Origin of the sequence: Cellulomonas hominis (genome assembly GCF_005239125.1) — a bacterium.
Classification (GTDB): Bacteria; Actinomycetota; Actinomycetes; order Actinomycetales; family Cellulomonadaceae; genus Cellulomonas; species Cellulomonas hominis_A.
On sequence record NZ_SZYE01000019.1, the window covers coordinates 1 to 15,512 of the forward strand.

The following is a 15,512-nucleotide window of genomic DNA, read 5'->3' on the forward strand; positions in this document are numbered from 1 at the left end:
GCCTGGTTGCGGGGGCTGGACCTGACGGTGCTGGCCTCGGCGGTCCTGGTCGAGGTGGTGGCGGCGCGGGCGCGGATGGAGGCGCACCAGCACGCCGCGATGCTGGACGCGGTCGCCGAGCTCGCGAGCCGCCCCGAGATGGCCCCGGACTGGTCACCGCTCGCGGGTGCGCCACCGACGCATCCGAGCGTGGCGGGGGACGAGCTGGCCATGCGGCTGGGCTGGGCGCGGGTCTCGGCGAACAAGGCCGTGAACCGGGCGCTGCTGCTGAACGGGATGCTGGCGGCCACCGGACAGGCCCTGCAGACCGGGCACATCGACGCGGCCAAGGCCGACGTGATCGCGGCCGGGCTGATCGACCTGCCCTACCAGGCCGCGCACGCGGTGGAGACCGCGGTGCTGCCCGACGCGGCGCAGTGCTCCCGCAAGCAGCTCGAGCAGCGCGTGGCCCGCGAGGTCCGGCTCGCCGACCCCGACGGGGAGGCGGGGCGGCACACCCTGGCCCGACGAGGCAGGCGCGTCACCCACCCGCGGCGACGGCCGCACGGCATGGCCGCGATGTGGGTGGTGCTGGCCGCGGAGGACGCCACCCGGGTCGACGGGGTCCTGGACCACACCGCCCGCGCAGCCAAGGCACTCGGTGACCCACGCACTCTGGATCAGCTGCGCGCCGACGGCCTGCGGGACCTCGTGGTCGGGGACGTGCCCGAGTCCGACGGTCCCGCGTTCGAGGTCCACCTGGACCCACCCGCACCGGTGCTGCCGACCCCGCGCAGAGGGTCGGACTGGCTCGTGACCACCACCCGACGTCAACCGGTGCGCCCACGCGGCGTCGAGCCGATCCCGACCGCCACGGTGGTCCCGGTGAGTGAGCTGCCTCCCGGTCCCGCTCCCGCCGAGACCGACCCACCGCCTCCGCCGCGTCCCGCGCCGTCCTCCACCACCTCGCCGACCGAGCCGGCGCCCCGCACCGCGTCGACCGGCACCTTGACGACTGACACCCGGCGGGGTTGCGGGCGCTGCGCCGGCCGCCCCGGTGCCGAGGTCCGCCTCACCATCGCCGCCTCCACCCTGCTCGGGCTGGACGACGCCCCGGCCGACCTCGACGGGTACGGCCCCATCGACGCGGTCCGCGCCCGGGCGCTGGCCGACGGCGGGGTGTGGCGGCGGGTGGTCACCGACCCGGTCACCGAGCAGGTCCTGGACGTGGGGCGCGAGCGGTACCGGCCACCCGCGGGACTCGCGGAGTTCGTGCGCACCCGGGACAGAACCTGTGTCGCGCCCGGGTGCACCGTCCCGGCACGGAACGCCGACCTGGACCACACCATCGAGTACCACCCGCAGCCCGGGGACCCACCCGACACACCCCTCGGCCGCACCGACGCCGACAACCTCGGACCGCTCTGCCACCGCCACCACCGCCTCAAGACCGACGGCGGCTTCCGGCTGCGCCAGATCCAACCCGGGCTCTTCGAGTGGATCACCCCCACCGGCCACCGCTACCTCGTGCGCCCCGGCACCGGCCGGACTCACGACGCCACCAGCGACCCCCTCGACGCACCCCCGCCGTTCTGACCCCGGCGCTCTCGCGCCGGGCCCCCTGCCGTACGGCGGGGTTCGGCCCCCGCATCCGCCGACCCGCTCCTCGTCGAGGCGCACGGCCGCTGTCGGTCGTGGGCCGTAGGCTGGGGGGTGTGTACGAGGGCGCGGTCCAGGACCTGATCGACGAGCTGGGGCGACTGCCCGGCGTCGGTCCCAAGAGCGCGCAGCGGATCGCGTTCCACATCCTCGCGGCGGACCAGACGGACGTGCGCCGCCTGGTGGACGCGCTCACCGAGGTCAAGGCCAAGGTCCGGTTCTGCGTGCAGTGCGGGAACGTGGCGGAGGAGGACCTCTGCCGGATCTGCCGCGACCCCCGCCGGTCGGCCGCGGTGCTGTGCGTGGTCGAGGAGCCGAAGGACGTCGTCGCGATCGAGCGCACCCGCGAGTTCCGCGGGCGGTACCACGTGCTCGGTGGCGCCATCAACCCGATCGCGGGCGTCGGGCCCGACGACCTGCGGATCAAGGACCTGATGACCCGGCTGGCCGACGGCACCGTCACGGAGGTGATCCTCGCGACGGACCCGAACGTCGAGGGCGAGGCCACCGCGACGTACCTCGCCCGGCTCCTCGTGCCGATGGGCCTGACCATCAGCCGGCTGGCGTCGGGCCTCCCGGTGGGTGGGGACCTGGAGTACGCGGACGAGGTCACCCTCGGCCGGGCGTTCGAGGGCCGGCGCCGCATCAGCGCCTGACCGCGTCCGGTTCGTCCCACGTGGTCACCGGCGCTCCGCGTGTCGGCGTCGTCCGCGGGCGCGGCGCGACCCGGAGGGGCAGCATGGCCCCCGTGACCTCTCCCGACGACGACCTGCGTGTGGCGACCGACTCGGCCCAGGTGGACGACCTGGCGCTCGACCCGGAGGCCGCCGACCTGCGCGCCGTCGGCGACTCGACCGCCCGGGAGTGCCGCGCGTTCCTGACGACGGTCACGGAGGTCGCCTCGGGCAGCAACCCGGACGCCGCCATCCCGCTGCTGCTGCTCGCCGTGTCGGACGTGCTGGCCGTGGGCGCGCGGCTCGGGGCGATCGTGGACGTGGTGCCCGCGGACCGGTTCGAGCCGGACGTCGGCCCGGACCCGGACGTCGAGCCGCTGCGGGCCGCGCTGGCGAACGTGCTGGAGGGCGTGGACGAGTACGCCGAGGTGGTGGACCCGGTCCTCGGTGCGGAGGTCACCGCGTCCACGCTGTCGGGCGACCTGGTGGCGGTGGCGGGTGCGCTGGTGCAGGGGCTGCGGCACCACGACCGGGGCCACGTGCTCGAGGCGCTGTGGTGGTGGCAGTTCTCGTACCTGTCGACCTGGGGCGAGCGCGCGTCGAGCGTGCTGCGGACCCTGCAGACGCTGCTCGCCCACCTCCGGCTCGACGTGGACGACGACGTGGCGGCCGAGGCCGAGTACGACGCCCTGCAGCCCTGACCGGCGGGCCGACCGGCCTGCCGCGCGGTCGCGGGTCGCGGGCGTCAGCCCACGATCCACCGGCTGAGGTCGCCCCTGGTCCGGTAGCCCAGCTTCCGCAGCGCCCGGCTCATGTGGTTCTCGACGGTGCGGACGCTCAGGTGCAGCCGCTCCGCGATCTGCCGGTTGCTGAGGCCATCGCGCCCGAGCGCCGCCACCTCGCGCTCCCGGTCCGACAGCGGCTCGCGCACCGCCCCCGCGGCGGCGTCCGCCGACGTGTGGTCGTCCAGCCCCAGCAGGGCGCGGGCGGCGGTGGTGAGCGCGACGCTCACCCGCGGCTGCACGGCCGGCAGCGCCGCGGCGGCGGCGGCCTCGTCGCGGTCGGCGAGGGCGAGCTGCAGGTCCAGGTACGGGTCGAGCAGCGGCAGCACGACGTCCCCGCGGGTGGCGCGGACCCGGGCGGCGCGCTCGGGGGTGAGCGGCGGCGGGGCGAACGCCCAGGTCACCAGGGCGGGCTGGCGCAGGCCGGCCTCGACGTAGGACAGCCCGGCCCGCCAGGCGATCTCGGCGCCGGTGGCGCGGTCCCCGTCGGCCACGGCGACGGCGATCCCGCCGACGACCCGCAGGGAGCGGATCAGCGGCCGGTAGATCTTCGGGGTCTTCTCGAGCTCGCGCAGCAGCGCCCGGGCCAGGTCGACGTTCCCGGCGCCCACCTGCAGCACGGCGCCCAGGGCGAGCCCGCGCCGGTAGTACGTCGTCTCGATCGGCCCGGCGGGTCCGAGCAGCAGCGCCGTGCTGAGCACCCGCCAGGCGGCCTCGATCTCCCCGGCGAAGCACAGCACCTCCGCGAGCACGGCGGCGTGCACCCGGATGCCGAACGCGTCGTAGGCGTCGTACGCGGCGCTGAGCAGGAGCCGCTCGTGCCGCTCGGCCTCGTCGAGCCGCCCCAGCAGGCCCAGGCTCTCGCCGCGCAGGGCGGCGCGGTAGTGCCGGACCTCGGGGCCGTGGGGCTCGGCGTCGTCGTCGGCCTCCTCGGCGCGGTCCAGCACGGTGAGGGCGAGGTCCGGCCGGCCCGCCTCCAGCAGCGCCGCGGCGCGCAGCAGCTCGGGCCCGCCGCGGAACGCGGCCGCCGCGACGGTCAGCGGGGCGGCGGCGGCGACCGACTCGGCGGGCTCGCCGTCGCGGATCGCCTCGACCAGCTGCTGCTTGAGGTCCTCGAGCTCGCCGAGCCGGCCGAGCCCGTCCTCCGCCGGGTCCGGTCGCCTGTCGGGGTCGTCGCCGCCCCGCCACGCCTCCCAGCGGGTGCGGTAGTAGCGGAAGGCGACGACGTCGTCCTCCGCGTCCTCCGGGCTGCGCACGGTCTCGCGGAACACGGTGGCGATCTGGTCCCGGGCCGGCCGGCGCATGAGCTGCGCCAGGTAGACGGTCGCGGTGCCGACCCTCGGGTCGGCGGCCCACGCGGCCTGCGCCGCCGACTCCGCCGCGGCGGCGCGCTCCTGCACGACGCCGGCGACCTGGGAGCTCCACCGCAGGAAGTCCGCGCTGCCGGCGGCGTCGCGCGCGAGCAGGGCGGTCAGGTCCGGGCGCGGCGGCTCGACCACGGCCACGACGTCGCCCACGACCGCGCGCGCGGCCGCCAGGAGCCGGCGCCGGTGCGGCGGGGCGACCCGGTCGCGCAGCGCCCGGGCCAGGGCGGGCGGCGCGACGACGAGCACCGCGTCGGCGCCGCCGGCCTCGTTCTCGACCAGCCGGCCCTGGTCCGCCAGGTCGTCCAGCAGTGCGGGCTCGACGAGCTGGGCCGCCGCCTCTACGGTGACGGGGCCGACGACGGCGAGCCGCTCCAGCGCGTCGACGCGGGTGCTGTCGAGGTCCCCGAGGAACAGCGCCGCGACGGCGTCGGCCGGCACCTCCAGCAGGCGGCCGTCGTCGACGTGCCGGCCCTCGTCCCGGCGGAGCGCCCCCGTGGCCCGCGCGGCGGCCAGCAGCGCGACCGCGGCACCGGGGTTCCCCCCGGACTGGGCGAGCAGCGTGCCGGTGAGCGCCGCGTCCGCCGGACCGCCCAGCGTGGACGCGACGAGGATGCTGAGCGCGGGGAGCCCGAGCGGCGGGACGACCACCTCGGCCGGGGCCCGCGCGACGAGCAGCTCGCGCGGCCCGCCGCGGGGCGTGCGCAGCAGGTCGGCCGTGCTGGCGGCGACGACGCGGCACCCGGTGCGCACCAGCGCCCGCTGCACCACGCGCAGGCTGCCCGGGTCGAGGCGGTCGACGTCGTCCACCAGCAGCACGCTGCGGGGTGGGGCGAGCTCGTCCGCGAGCCACGTGGTCAGCGCGTTCTCGTCGGGCACCCGCGGGGGCGCCGAGGGGTGGTCCAGCACCGCCGCGAAGGGCGCGGGGCCGCTGGCGCGCAGGAGGACGCCGGGCAGCCGGCGGTCGGACAGGTCGGCGCGCAGGGCCTCCAGGGTCGTGGACTTGCCCATGCCGCGCTCGCCGCGGAGCACCACGTCGCGCCCCGCCGCCAGCCAGCGACGCACCGCGGACAGGGCCTCGTCCCGGCCGCCGCCGCTCATCGTGTGCCCACTCCGCTCGCCCCCTAGCGGGGGGACGGCGCGCCGCCCCCGACCCTCGCCCGTGACCGCCCACGCACAGCGTAGGCCCGCGCCGGGCCACGCCCGAGGGCGCCGCCCGGAGCGCCGAGAGGGCAACCGACACGTCGAGCGAGCACCCGCTGGATGCTCGCTCGACGTGTCGGGTACCCCCTCGCGGGCGGCGCGAGGCGGGCCGCGGGGCCGCGGGCGGCGCGCCCGTGGGGTCAGGCGACCGTGGTGTCCAGCTGGACGTCGATGTTGCCCCGGGTGGCGTTGGAGTACGGGCACACCTGGTGCGCCTGCTCGACGAGCTTCTCCGCGGTCGCCTGGTCGACGCCGCCGATCTCGACGTGCAGGGCCGCGCTCAGGGTGTAGCCGCCGGTGCCGTTCGGGAGGATGCCGATGTCGGCGACCACGGCGGAGTCCCGGATCGGGGTCTTCGCGGCCGAGGCGACGCCCTTGAGCGCGGAGTGGAAGCACGCGGCCCAGCCGGCGGCGAACAGCTGCTCGGGGTTGGTGCCGCCGCCGGGGCCGCCCATCGCGGCCGGGACGGCGAGCGTCAGGTCGAGGACGCCGTCGTCGCTGGTGACCTGGCCCCCCGCGCGGCCCTCGCCGGTCGAGGTGGCGGTGGCGGTGTAGAGCGCGCTCATGCGGAGGACCTCCAGGTAGACGAACTAGTACGTCTATGTATGCCACAGATCGCGCCCGCGTGCCAGACTGGCTCACCGGCGGACCCCGCCCCGCCCCGCCGACAGCGCCGCTCCCGAGGAGGAGGACCCCGTGACGCCCCCCGCGCGCACCGCCCCCGCCCCCGCGGCGCCCACCGCCGCCGCGACCACCCCGGCGCCCGCCGCGCGACCCGCGTCGCCCGTCGCCGCCCGGATCCTCGACGCCGCCGGCCGGCTGTTCTACGCCGACGGCATCCGCGCGGTCAGCGCGGACCGGGTGATCGCCGAGGCCGGGGTCAGCAAGGTGACGTTCTACCGGCACTTCCCGACGAAGGACGCCCTGGTCGTGGCCTGGCTGTCCGCGGTCGCGGCCGCCGAGCGCGCCGCGCTGGACGCCCTGCGCGCGGCCCACCCCGACGACGCCGGCGCGGTGCTCCGCGGCTACGCCGAGGGCCTCGGCACCGAGTCGTGCCGGCCGGGGTTCCGCGGCTGCCCGTTCATCAACGCCGCCGCCGAGTACGCCGACCCGGACCACCCGGTCCGCACGGTCGTCGCCGAGCACCGGCGGTGGATGGTCGGCACCGCGGCGGACCTGCTCGCCGACCTGGGGCTGCTGGACCCGGTCGGCGCGGCGGAGGAGCTGGTCGTGCTGCGCGACGGCGCGATGGTCGCCGGGTACGTCGGCGGGGCCGAGCGCGCGGCGGCGGTCGCGGCGACCCTCCGGCACGCGGGCGCGGCGGTCGTCGCGGCGCACCGGGGGCCCGGCACCACCCCCGCCGCGTGACGGTCTCGGGCCTGGAGCTCACGGTCGGCACCGTGCTGCTCCTCGTGCTGGCCGGCTTCGTCGCGGGGTGGGTGGACGCCGTCGTGGGCGGGGGCGGGCTGGTGCAGCTGCCGGCCCTGCTGCTGGTGCCGGGGATCAGCCCGGTGCAGGCGCTCGCGACCAACAAGCTCGCCGGGATCATGGGCACCTCGGTGAGCGCGGTGACCTACTACCGGCGGGTGCAGCCGGGGCTGGCCACGGCCGGGCCGATGGCGCTCGCGGCGCTCGTCGGCGCCGGCGGGGGAGCGGCGCTGGCGTCGCTGCTGCCCGAGGACGTGTTCCTGCCGGTGATCCTCGTCGCGCTGGTGGCCGTCGCCGGCTACACGGTCGCGCGCCCGCAGGTCGGCCGCGCGACGGACCTCCGCTGGCAGGGCCGCACCCACCTGCTGGTGGCGCTCGCGCTGGGCGCCGGCATCGGGTTCTACGACGGGCTGCTCGGGCCGGGCACGGGCTCGTTCCTGGTGATCGCGCTGGTCGGCGTGCTCGGGTACGCGTTCCTGGAGGCGTCGGCGCAGGCGAAGATCGTCAACGCCGCCACGAACCTCGGCGCGCTGGTGGTGTTCGCCGCGCAGGGGGCGCCGCTGTGGCGGCTGGGGCTGCTGGTCGGGCTGGCGAACATCGCGGGCTCGTACCTCGGGGCCCGCACCGCGGTCGCCCGGGGCAGCGGGTTCGTCCGGGTGGTGTTCCTGGTGGTGGTCGCGGTGCTGATCGTGCGGCTCGGCGCCGAGCTGCTCTGACGGTCCCGCGATGCGGGCGGCGCGCGGGTGGGTGGCGCGCCGCGGCCTAGACTTCCGCCGACCCCGGCGGGTCGCCGCCCGGCGCCCGCGATCCCGCAGCAGGAAGCTCCTCCCGTGGCCCTCATCGTGCAGAAGTACGGCGGTTCCTCGGTCGCCGACGCCGACAGCATCAAGCGCGTCGCGAAGCGGATCGCGGAGGCCAAGCGCGCGGGCGACGACGTCGTGGTCGTCGTCTCGGCGATGGGCGACACCACCGACGAGCTGATCGACCTCGCGCAGCAGGTCACCCCGCTGCCGCCGCAGCGGGAGATGGACATCCTGCTGACCGCGGGGGAGCGCATCTCGATGTCGCTGCTGGCGATGGCGATCAGCAACCTGGGCGTCGAGGCGCAGTCGTTCACCGGCCAGCAGGCGGGCGTCATCACCGACTCGGTGCACGGCAAGGCCCGGATCATCGACGTGTCGCCGAGCCGCATCCAGCAGGCCGTCGACGCCGGCGCGGTGGCGATCGTCGCCGGGTTCCAGGGCGTCACCCAGCACACCAACGACGTGACGACGCTCGGCCGCGGCGGCTCGGACACGACGGCGGTCGCGCTCGCCGCGGCCCTGGGCGCGGACGTCTGCGAGATCTACACCGACGTCGACGGCGTGTTCACCGCGGACCCGCGCATCGTGCCGTCGGCCCGCAAGATCGACCGCATCACCTACGACGAGATGCTCGAGATGGCGGCGAGCGGCGCCAAGGTGCTCGTGCTGCGCTGCGTGGAGTACGCGCGGCGGTACGGCGTCCCCGTGCACGTGCGCTCGTCGTTCTCGACCCACACGGGCACCCTGGTGACGGATGCCGCGACGGAAGAAGGAGCACCGATGGAGCAGCCGATCATCGCCGGCGTCGCGCACGACCGCAGCGAGGCCAAGATCACGATCGTCGACGTCCCGGACGTGCCCGGCAAGGCCGCGCGCATCTTCGAGGTCGTCGCCGGGTCGGGCGTGAACCTCGACATGATCGTGCAGAACGTGTCGGTGGCCGCCACCGGCCGCACCGACATCTCCTTCACGCTGCCCGCGACGGACGGCGCCGCCGCGACGGCCGCGCTGACCGAGCACCAGCCCGACATCGGCTTCACGTCGCTGCAGTACGACGACACGATCGGGAAGCTGTCGCTGATCGGCGCCGGCATGAAGTCGCACCCCGGCGTGTCCGCCCGGCTGTTCGCCGCGCTGTCGGAGGCCGGCATCAACATCGAGATGATCTCGACCTCGGAGATCCGCATCTCCGTGGTGACCCGGGCGGACCAGCTCGACGACGCGGTGCGCGCGGTGCACACGGCGTTCGAGCTGGACAGCGCCGACGACCAGGCCGTGGTGTACGGAGGGACCGGACGATGAGCGAGCACAGCCAGGGTCTGCGGGTCGGCGTCGTCGGCGCGACCGGCCAGGTCGGCGCGGTCATGCGCCGCCTGCTGGAGGAGCGCGACCTGCCCGTGGCGGAGATCCGGTTCTTCGCGTCCGCGCGGTCGGCCGGCTCCACGCTGCCGTGGCGCGGCCAGGAGATCACGGTCGAGGACGCCGCCACCGCGGACCCGACCGGCCTGGACATCGCCCTGTTCTCCGCGGGCGGCGCGACGTCGAAGGCGCAGGCGCCCCGGTTCGCGGCCGCGGGGGTCGCGGTCGTCGACAACTCCTCCGCGTGGCGGATGGACCCCGACGTGCCGCTGGTCGTGTCCGAGGTGAACCCGGGTGCGCTGGACGAGATCGCCAAGGGCATCGTCGCCAACCCGAACTGCACCACGATGGCCGCGATGCCGGTGCTGCGGGTGCTGCACGAGGAGGCCGGCCTGCGCCGCCTCGTCGTGTCGACCTACCAGGCCGTGTCGGGCTCGGGCCTGGCCGGCGCGCGCGAGCTGGACGACCAGGTGCGCGGGGCGGTCGAGCAGGACACCCTCGCGCTCGTGCACGACGGCTCCGCGGTGACGTTCCCGGAGCCGCAGAAGTACGTCGCGCCGATCGCGTTCAACGTGATCCCGCTCGCCGGGAACCTGGTGGACGACGGCAGCCTGGAGACGGACGAGGAGCAGAAGCTCCGCAACGAGTCCCGCAAGATCCTCGGCCTCCCCGACCTGCTGGTGTCCGGCACGTGCGTGCGGGTGCCGGTGTACACGGGGCACTCGCTGTCGATCAACGCGGAGTTCGACCGGCCGATCACGCCGGAGCGCGCGTACGAGCTGCTCGCGGACGCGCCGGGGGTGCAGCTCGCCGACGTGCCCACCCCGCAGCAGGCGGCGGGCGCCGACCCGTCGCTGGTCGGGCGGATCCGGCAGGACCCGGGCGCGCCCGACGGCCGCGGCCTCGCGCTGTTCGTGTCGAACGACAACCTGCGCAAGGGCGCGGCGCTGAACGCCGTGCAGATCGCGGAGCTGCTGGCCGCCCGGCTGGGCGCCGCGACCGCCTGACGGCGCCGCCCGCGCGAGGGCCCGCCGCCCGCTCCGCCAGGAGCCGGTGGCGGGCCCTCCGCCGTCGCGCCGGACGCGGCTCACGCGGCCGGGGGGACCACCACGACCTTGCCGTGCACCCGCCCGGCGTCGGCCTCGGCGTGCAGCGCCGGCAGGTCGGCCAGCGGCACCCGCCGGGCGATGTCGACGTGCAGGTCACCGGCGTCGACCAGGGCGACCAGCCGCGCCAGCACGTCGGCGTCGGGGTGCAGGTAGACCGTCACGGCCCGGACGCCGCGCGCCGGGTCGTCCGGGGTCGGCACCCGGGGGGTGGTGGAGACGACGACGCCGCCGTCGCGCACCCGGCCGGCCAGCGCGGCGAACTCCTCGGGGGTGATCGGCGCCAGGTTGAGCAGGACGTCGACGGGCTCGGTGACGGCGTCGAGCAGCGACGTGGTGGTGCGGTCGACCACCTCGTCCGCGCCCGCGGCCCGGACCGCCGCGCTGCTCCGGGGGCTCGCGGTGGCGACGACGTGCGCGCCGGCGCGGTGGGCGAGCTGGACGGCGTAGCCGCCCACCGGACCGCCGGCGCCGTTGACCAGCACCCGCTGCCCGGCCGCGAGACCGCCGGCCTCGAACAGCGCCTGCCAGGCGGTGAGCGCGACGGACGGCAGCCCGGCGGCGTCGGCGAGCGGGATGCGGGTGGGCGCCGGCACCAGCGACTCCGCCGGCGCGATCACGTGCTCCGCCGCCGAGCCGGCCGCGGCCATCGGCAGGAACCCGACGACCTCGTCGCCCGCCGCGAGGCCGGTGACGCCCTCGCCGAGCGCGTCGACCGTGCCCGACACGTCGTAGCCCGGCGTGTGCGGGAGCGTGATCGGGATGGGCAGGAACCCGCCGCGCATGCCGCCGTCCGCCGGGTTGTACGCCGAGCCGGCGACCCGGACCCGCACCTCGCCCGCACCGGGCTCCGGCAGCTCGACGTCCTCGTAGCGCAGGACGTCGGCGCCGCCGGTCTGGTGGAACCGCACTGCCTTCATGGTGACTCCTCGGTCGACCTCTGTGCTTCGGATTCGAAGCGATGTCGACGACGCTACGCGTGCTTCGAACCAGAAGCAAGTGGTGCGACTTCGAAGGGTTGCGATGGCGGTCTTGCGCGGTCCGGCGGCTCTGTGGTTCATTAGTGGAGTAACGAACCACCGAACCACGGCAACCGCTGCGCGAGAGGAGGCCGACCGTGTTCGACGGCCGCGACCCGATCTACGTGCAGATCGCCGACCAGATCCGCCAGGACGTCCTCCGCGGCGACCTCCAGCCCGAGGAGCAGGTGATGAGCACGACGCAGTACGCCACCACCTTCCGCATCAACCCGGCCACGGCCGCCAAGGCGTTCGCCCGGCTGGTCGACGACGGCATCCTCTACAAGCGCCGCGGCGTCGGGATGTTCGTCGCCCCCGGTGCCCCCGACCGCCTGCGCGCCGAGGGCCGCGAGACGTTCTTCGCCGAGTCCGTCGACACCGTCGCGGACCGCGCGCTCGCGCTCGGCATCCCGATCGAGGACGTGGTGGCGCGGCTGCGGGCCCACGCCGCGCGCGCCGGTGGCGCCGGTGCCGCGGGCGCCGACCGGGACGGGGCGGCGTCGTGACCGGCCCGCTCGGCCTCGAGGCGCGCGGCCTCACCGTGCGGTACGGCCGGAAGACCGCCCTCGACGCCGTCGACCTGCACATCCCCGCCGGGTCGATCACCGGGCTGCTCGGCCGCAACGGCTCCGGCAAGACCACCCTCGCGTCCGTGGCGGCCGCGTTCCGCCGCCCGAGCAGCGGCCGGCTGCTGGTCGGCGGCGAGGACCCGTGGGAGAACGCCGACCTGCTGCCCCGGGTCCTGCTGGTCCGCGAGTCCGGCGACGTGCTGGACACCGAGTCGCTGCGGACCAACCTGCAGTTCACCGAGGAGTGCCGGCCGGGCTTCTCCCGGGAGGTCGCCGAGCGGCTGATGGACACCTTCGGGCTCGACCCGGGTGCCAAGCCGCAGAAGCTGTCCCGCGGCCAGCGGTCGGCGTTCGGGATCGTGCAGGGCATCGCGTCCCGCGCCGACCTGACGATCCTCGACGAGGTGCACCTCGGGCTCGACGCCCCGTCCCGGTACGCGTTCTACGACGCGCTGCTCGCCGACTACGTCGAGCACCCGCGGACCATCGTGCTGTCCAGCCACCTCATCGGCGAGGTCGAGCGGCTGCTGGAGCACGTCGTCGTCCTCGACCGGGGGCGGGTGCTGCTCGCCCAGGAGGCGGACGCGCTCACGGCCCGCGGCATCGCCGTGACGGGGCCGGCGCGCGAGGTCGAGCGGTTCGTCGTCGGGCGCACGGTGCTCGGCCGCCAGCAGCTCGGCGGCACCGCGCAGGCCACCGTGCTGGCCACGCTGTCCGACGGCGAGGCCGCCGACGCCCGCGCCGCGGGGCTCGAGATCGGCCCCGTCCCGCTGCAGGACCTGTTCGTCCACCTGACCGAGGACGGCGCCGCCGACGCGGCCGCCGAGATGGGGAGGGCCCGATGAGCGCCGACGTCGCGCGCAGCCGCCCGCTGTTCCCGGCACGCCCGGTCCGGCGGACGTCGCCCGCGCTGCGCACCGCCCGGGACCTGCTGGTCTGGTTCGTGCAGATGGGCCTCGTCTACTGGGCCATCGTCCTGGTGGCCGTCGTCGCGGTGCCGTTCGTCGTCGACCGGTTCGGCGAGGTCGGGGTGTCCATCGTCTGGTTCGCGCGGCAGAGCGGCGTCTGGTTCCCGTTCTCGGTGCTGATCGGCGTCGCCGCGACCTACCCGGCGGTGCACGTCGCGAGCGGGATGACGCGGCGGGCCTACGTGCGCGGCGCGCTGCTCGCCGCGGTGGTGCTCGGGACCGCGTTCGCGCTGGTGATGACGCTGCTGCTCGAGGCCGAGCGCGCCTGGTACGGCGCGATGGGCTGGGGCTGGCGGCTGCAGGACGGCTGGTTCGCCCCCGACGAGGGCTTCGGCACGGTGCTGCTGGCCTACGTGGCGACCTTCGTGGTCGCGAACCTCAGCGGGATGCTGGTCGGCACCGTCTACGGCGCCGCGGGCGGCTGGTGGGGGACGCTCAGCCTGCCGCTCACCGTCGGGCCGGTCTTCGTCGTGATCGCGCTCGTCGACGCCGGCACCCGCTGGCTCCCGTTCGACGACCTGCTCGGGGCCGCCCGCGCCGCGCAGCTCGCCCCGCTCGCCGTGGCGGTGGTCGCGGCCGTCCTGGCGGTGGCCCTCGCCGTCGCCTTCCACCTGATCGCCGTCCGCCGGCCCGTGGCCCCGCGCCGCGGCTGACCCCGGCCGACCCGACGCGCCCCGCGGCGCGCCGCACCCCCCCGGCACGATCCGCCCCACCCGCAGCACGCGAGGAGGAGATCCCGCCATGCCCGGAGACGAGCCCGTGATCCACGCGGAGCACCTGCACAAGCGGTACGGCCGCACCGTCGCCGTCGCCGACGTCGGACTGACCGTCCACCGCGGCGAGATCGTCGGCGTGCTGGGCCGCAACGGCGCCGGCAAGACCACGACGGTCGAGATGATCGGCGGCCTGCGCGAGCCGGACGGCGGCACGGTCCGCGTGCTCGGCCTCGACCCGGCCGGACCCGCCGCCGACCGCGCCGCCCTGCGCGAGCGGGTCGGCCTCCAGCTGCAGGAGTCGGCGCTGCCGCTGCGGATCACCGTCCGCGAGGCCGTCGAGGAGTACGCCTGCTTCTACGACGACCCCGCGGACCCCGACGAGCTGCTGCGCGAGCTCGGCCTCGCCGACAAGGCAGGCAGCCAGTTCCGGGCCCTGTCCGGTGGCCAGAAGCAGCGGCTGTCCATCGCGCTGGCCCTGGTCGGCAACCCGGAGATCGCGATCCTGGACGAGCTCACCACCGGCCTCGACCCGCAGGCGCGCCGGGACACCTGGGACGTGGTCGAGCGCGTCCGCCGCCGCGGCGTGACCATCGTGCTGGTCACGCACTTCATGGAGGAGGCGGAGCGGCTCTGCGACCGCGTCGTGCTCGTGGACGCCGGGCGGGTGGTGGCCGAGGGCACGCCCGCCGAGGTGGCCGCGCTGGTCGGCGCCGACCAGACGCTCGCCTTCCGGCCGTCCGCCCCCGTCGACCCCGGGGTGCTGGGGTCGCTCGGGTCCGTCGGCGCGGTCGAGGTCGCGCCCGACGGGGGCGTCCTCGTCCGGGGCACCGGGAACGTCGTGCAGGACGTCATGGTCGCGCTCGCGGGCGCGGGCGTGCGGCCCGACGGGCTGCGGGTCCACCGCAGCACCCTGGAGGACGCGTTCGTGCGGCTGACCGGTGCGCCGGGGGCGGCCGACGCGCCCGGTGCGCCCGACGCCGGGGCGCGCCCCGGCACCCCGTCCGCGACCGACCGCGTGGAGGCCTGAGATGTCCGCGACCAGCCCCCGGGTGCTCGCCCGGGTCACCGCCGTCGAGGGGCGGCTCGCGCTGCGCGAGCCGTCGAACGTGTTCTTCGCCGTCCTGTTCCCGGCCGTCCTGCTGGCGGTCCTCGGCCTCGCGATGCCGTGGGGGTCGACGCCGTACAGCGAGGACGACCCGCTGCTCGCGCAGATCAACGGCATCACCGGGTACACCCCGGTCGTGCTCACGCTCGCGGTCGGCACCGTGGCGCTGTCGGTCTACCCGATCACGATCGCCACCTACCGCGGCACGGGCGTGCTGCGGCGGCTGTCCACGACCCCGCTGCCGCCGTCGCGGCTCCTCGTCGCCCAGGTGCTGGTGAACGTCGCGGCGCTGCTGGTGGCGGCGGTGCTGGCGCTCGCCGTCGGGATGCTCGTGGTGGACGTCAGCGCGCCGGAGCGGCCGGGGGTGGTGCTGGCCGCGTTCCTGCTGGCGGCGACGTCGACGTTCGGCGTGGGCTCGCTGATCGCCGCGCGGGCGCCGACGGCGGGGGCCGCGACCGGCATCGGCATGACGGCGTACTTCGTCTCGCTGTTCTTCGCCGGGGTGTGGCTGCCGCTGCCGATCATGCCCGAGGCGGTCCAGCAGGTCGCCGCGTGGACGCCGCTCGGGGCGGGCTCGCAGGCGATGCTCGACGGCTGGGTCGGGGCGGGGGTGCCCACGCGCGAGCTGCTGGTCATGGCCGGGTGGACGGTGCTGCTCGTCCCGCTGTCGGCGCGGCTGTTCCGGTGGCGGTGAGCGGGCGCGCCCGTCGTCGGCGCGACGCGTCCCTGGGAGCGTGCTGGGGATCACGTCGAGAACTGGTGCAGATCTCAACCTTTC

At 76.1% G+C, this 15,512-nt stretch carries 15 protein-coding genes; 12 read left to right on the forward strand and 3 right to left on the reverse strand.

Going from position 1 to position 15,512, the window contains the following annotated elements; all coding sequences use genetic code 11:
* The 3 genes from FA014_RS20925 to FA014_RS04415 all read left to right on the forward strand — a co-directional run.
* Positions 1-1,575 (forward strand): HNH endonuclease signature motif containing protein (locus FA014_RS20925; RefSeq protein ID WP_154728490.1); only part of this gene is annotated, 1,575 nt, incomplete at its 5' end.
* 119 nt (positions 1,576-1,694) lie between these two features.
* Positions 1,695-2,294, forward strand: a complete 600-nt coding sequence (gene recR, locus FA014_RS04410) for a recombination mediator RecR (protein ID WP_154728491.1) — start codon at positions 1,695-1,697, stop codon at positions 2,292-2,294.
* Positions 2,295-2,377: 83 nt separating this feature from the next.
* Positions 2,378-3,013: a DUF5063 domain-containing protein gene (locus tag FA014_RS04415; protein WP_154728492.1), complete on the forward strand. Its 636-nt coding sequence runs from the start codon at positions 2,378-2,380 to the stop codon at positions 3,011-3,013.
* A gap of 44 nt (positions 3,014-3,057) precedes the next feature.
* Here the strand turns inward: FA014_RS04415 and FA014_RS04420 are convergent, their stop codons facing one another.
* Both FA014_RS04420 and FA014_RS04425 read right to left on the reverse strand, forming a co-directional pair.
* Entirely contained in the window at positions 3,058-5,559 is a 2,502-nt protein-coding gene (locus FA014_RS04420) for a helix-turn-helix transcriptional regulator (protein ID WP_154728493.1), read from the reverse strand.
* A gap of 242 nt (positions 5,560-5,801) precedes the next feature.
* Entirely contained in the window at positions 5,802-6,227 is a 426-nt protein-coding gene (locus tag FA014_RS04425) for an organic hydroperoxide resistance protein (RefSeq protein WP_154728494.1), read from the reverse strand.
* Positions 6,228-6,357: 130 nt separating this feature from the next.
* On the opposite strand from FA014_RS04425, the gene FA014_RS04430 reads away from it, so the two are divergent.
* From FA014_RS04430 to FA014_RS04445, 4 genes are all read left to right on the forward strand, one after another.
* The gene (locus tag FA014_RS04430) at positions 6,358-7,029 is read left to right on the forward strand and encodes a TetR/AcrR family transcriptional regulator (RefSeq protein WP_154728495.1); all 672 of its coding nucleotides are present in this window, start codon (positions 6,358-6,360) and stop codon (positions 7,027-7,029) included.
* Positions 7,026-7,805 carry a sulfite exporter TauE/SafE family protein gene (locus tag FA014_RS04435; protein ID WP_154728496.1) on the forward strand — a complete coding sequence of 260 codons (780 nt, stop codon included), beginning with the start codon at positions 7,026-7,028 and terminating at the stop codon, positions 7,803-7,805. Before FA014_RS04430 ends, FA014_RS04435 begins: the two co-directional genes overlap by 4 nt.
* A 114-nt stretch (positions 7,806-7,919) precedes the next feature.
* Positions 7,920-9,194 carry an aspartate kinase gene (locus FA014_RS04440; RefSeq protein ID WP_154728497.1) on the forward strand — a complete coding sequence of 425 codons (1,275 nt, stop codon included), beginning with the start codon at positions 7,920-7,922 and terminating at the stop codon, positions 9,192-9,194.
* The gene (locus FA014_RS04445; protein WP_154728498.1) at positions 9,191-10,258 is read left to right on the forward strand and encodes an aspartate-semialdehyde dehydrogenase; all 1,068 of its coding nucleotides are present in this window, start codon (positions 9,191-9,193) and stop codon (positions 10,256-10,258) included. Before FA014_RS04440 ends, FA014_RS04445 begins: the two co-directional genes overlap by 4 nt.
* An 80-nt stretch (positions 10,259-10,338) precedes the next feature.
* On the opposite strand, the gene FA014_RS04450 is transcribed toward FA014_RS04445, so the two are convergent.
* Positions 10,339-11,277 carry an NADP-dependent oxidoreductase gene (locus FA014_RS04450; RefSeq protein ID WP_154728499.1) on the reverse strand — a complete coding sequence of 313 codons (939 nt, stop codon included), beginning with the start codon at positions 11,275-11,277 and terminating at the stop codon, positions 10,339-10,341.
* 197 nt (positions 11,278-11,474) lie between these two features.
* Here FA014_RS04450 and FA014_RS04455 point away from each other — a divergent pair, with 197 nt between their 5' ends.
* The 5 genes from FA014_RS04455 to FA014_RS04475 all read left to right on the forward strand — a co-directional run bounded on the left by FA014_RS04455 (position 11,475) and on the right by FA014_RS04475 (position 15,428).
* Positions 11,475-11,882, forward strand: a complete 408-nt coding sequence (locus FA014_RS04455) for a GntR family transcriptional regulator (protein WP_154728500.1) — start codon at positions 11,475-11,477, stop codon at positions 11,880-11,882.
* On the forward strand, positions 11,879-12,790 hold the full coding sequence (locus tag FA014_RS04460) for an ATP-binding cassette domain-containing protein (protein WP_154728501.1): 912 nt from the start codon (positions 11,879-11,881) through the stop codon (positions 12,788-12,790). Before FA014_RS04455 ends, FA014_RS04460 begins: the two co-directional genes overlap by 4 nt.
* Positions 12,787-13,566, forward strand: coding sequence for a hypothetical protein (locus tag FA014_RS04465; RefSeq protein WP_154728502.1), 780 nt, complete (start codon positions 12,787-12,789; stop codon positions 13,564-13,566). Before FA014_RS04460 ends, FA014_RS04465 begins: the two co-directional genes overlap by 4 nt.
* Before the next feature lie 88 nt (positions 13,567-13,654).
* Entirely contained in the window at positions 13,655-14,656 is a 1,002-nt protein-coding gene (locus tag FA014_RS04470) for an ABC transporter ATP-binding protein (protein ID WP_154728503.1), read from the forward strand.
* 1 nt (position 14,657) lies between these two features.
* Positions 14,658-15,428, forward strand: a complete 771-nt coding sequence (locus FA014_RS04475; RefSeq protein ID WP_154728504.1) for an ABC transporter permease — start codon at positions 14,658-14,660, stop codon at positions 15,426-15,428.
* Positions 15,429-15,512 lie beyond the last annotated feature (84 nt).

What these genes read in the sequence shown, in the direction of transcription:
- FA014_RS04465 (WP_154728502.1), top strand. Translation starts at nt 12,787, where the DNA reads ATGAGCGCCGACGTCGCGCGCAGCCGCCCGCTGTTCCCGGCACGCCCG.
- FA014_RS04445 (WP_154728498.1), top strand. Translation starts at nt 9,191, where the DNA reads ATGAGCGAGCACAGCCAGGGTCTGCGGGTCGGCGTCGTCGGCGCGACC.
- FA014_RS04415 (WP_154728492.1), top strand. Translation starts at nt 2,378, where the DNA reads ATGGCCCCCGTGACCTCTCCCGACGACGACCTGCGTGTGGCGACCGAC.
- FA014_RS04470 (WP_154728503.1), top strand. Translation starts at nt 13,655, where the DNA reads ATGCCCGGAGACGAGCCCGTGATCCACGCGGAGCACCTGCACAAGCGG.
- FA014_RS04425 (WP_154728494.1), bottom strand. Translation starts at nt 6,227, where the DNA reads ATGAGCGCGCTCTACACCGCCACCGCCACCTCGACCGGCGAGGGCCGC.
- FA014_RS04475 (WP_154728504.1), top strand. Translation starts at nt 14,658, where the DNA reads ATGTCCGCGACCAGCCCCCGGGTGCTCGCCCGGGTCACCGCCGTCGAG.
- FA014_RS04450 (WP_154728499.1), bottom strand. Translation starts at nt 11,277, where the DNA reads ATGAAGGCAGTGCGGTTCCACCAGACCGGCGGCGCCGACGTCCTGCGC.
- FA014_RS04420 (WP_154728493.1), bottom strand. Translation starts at nt 5,559, where the DNA reads ATGAGCGGCGGCGGCCGGGACGAGGCCCTGTCCGCGGTGCGTCGCTGG.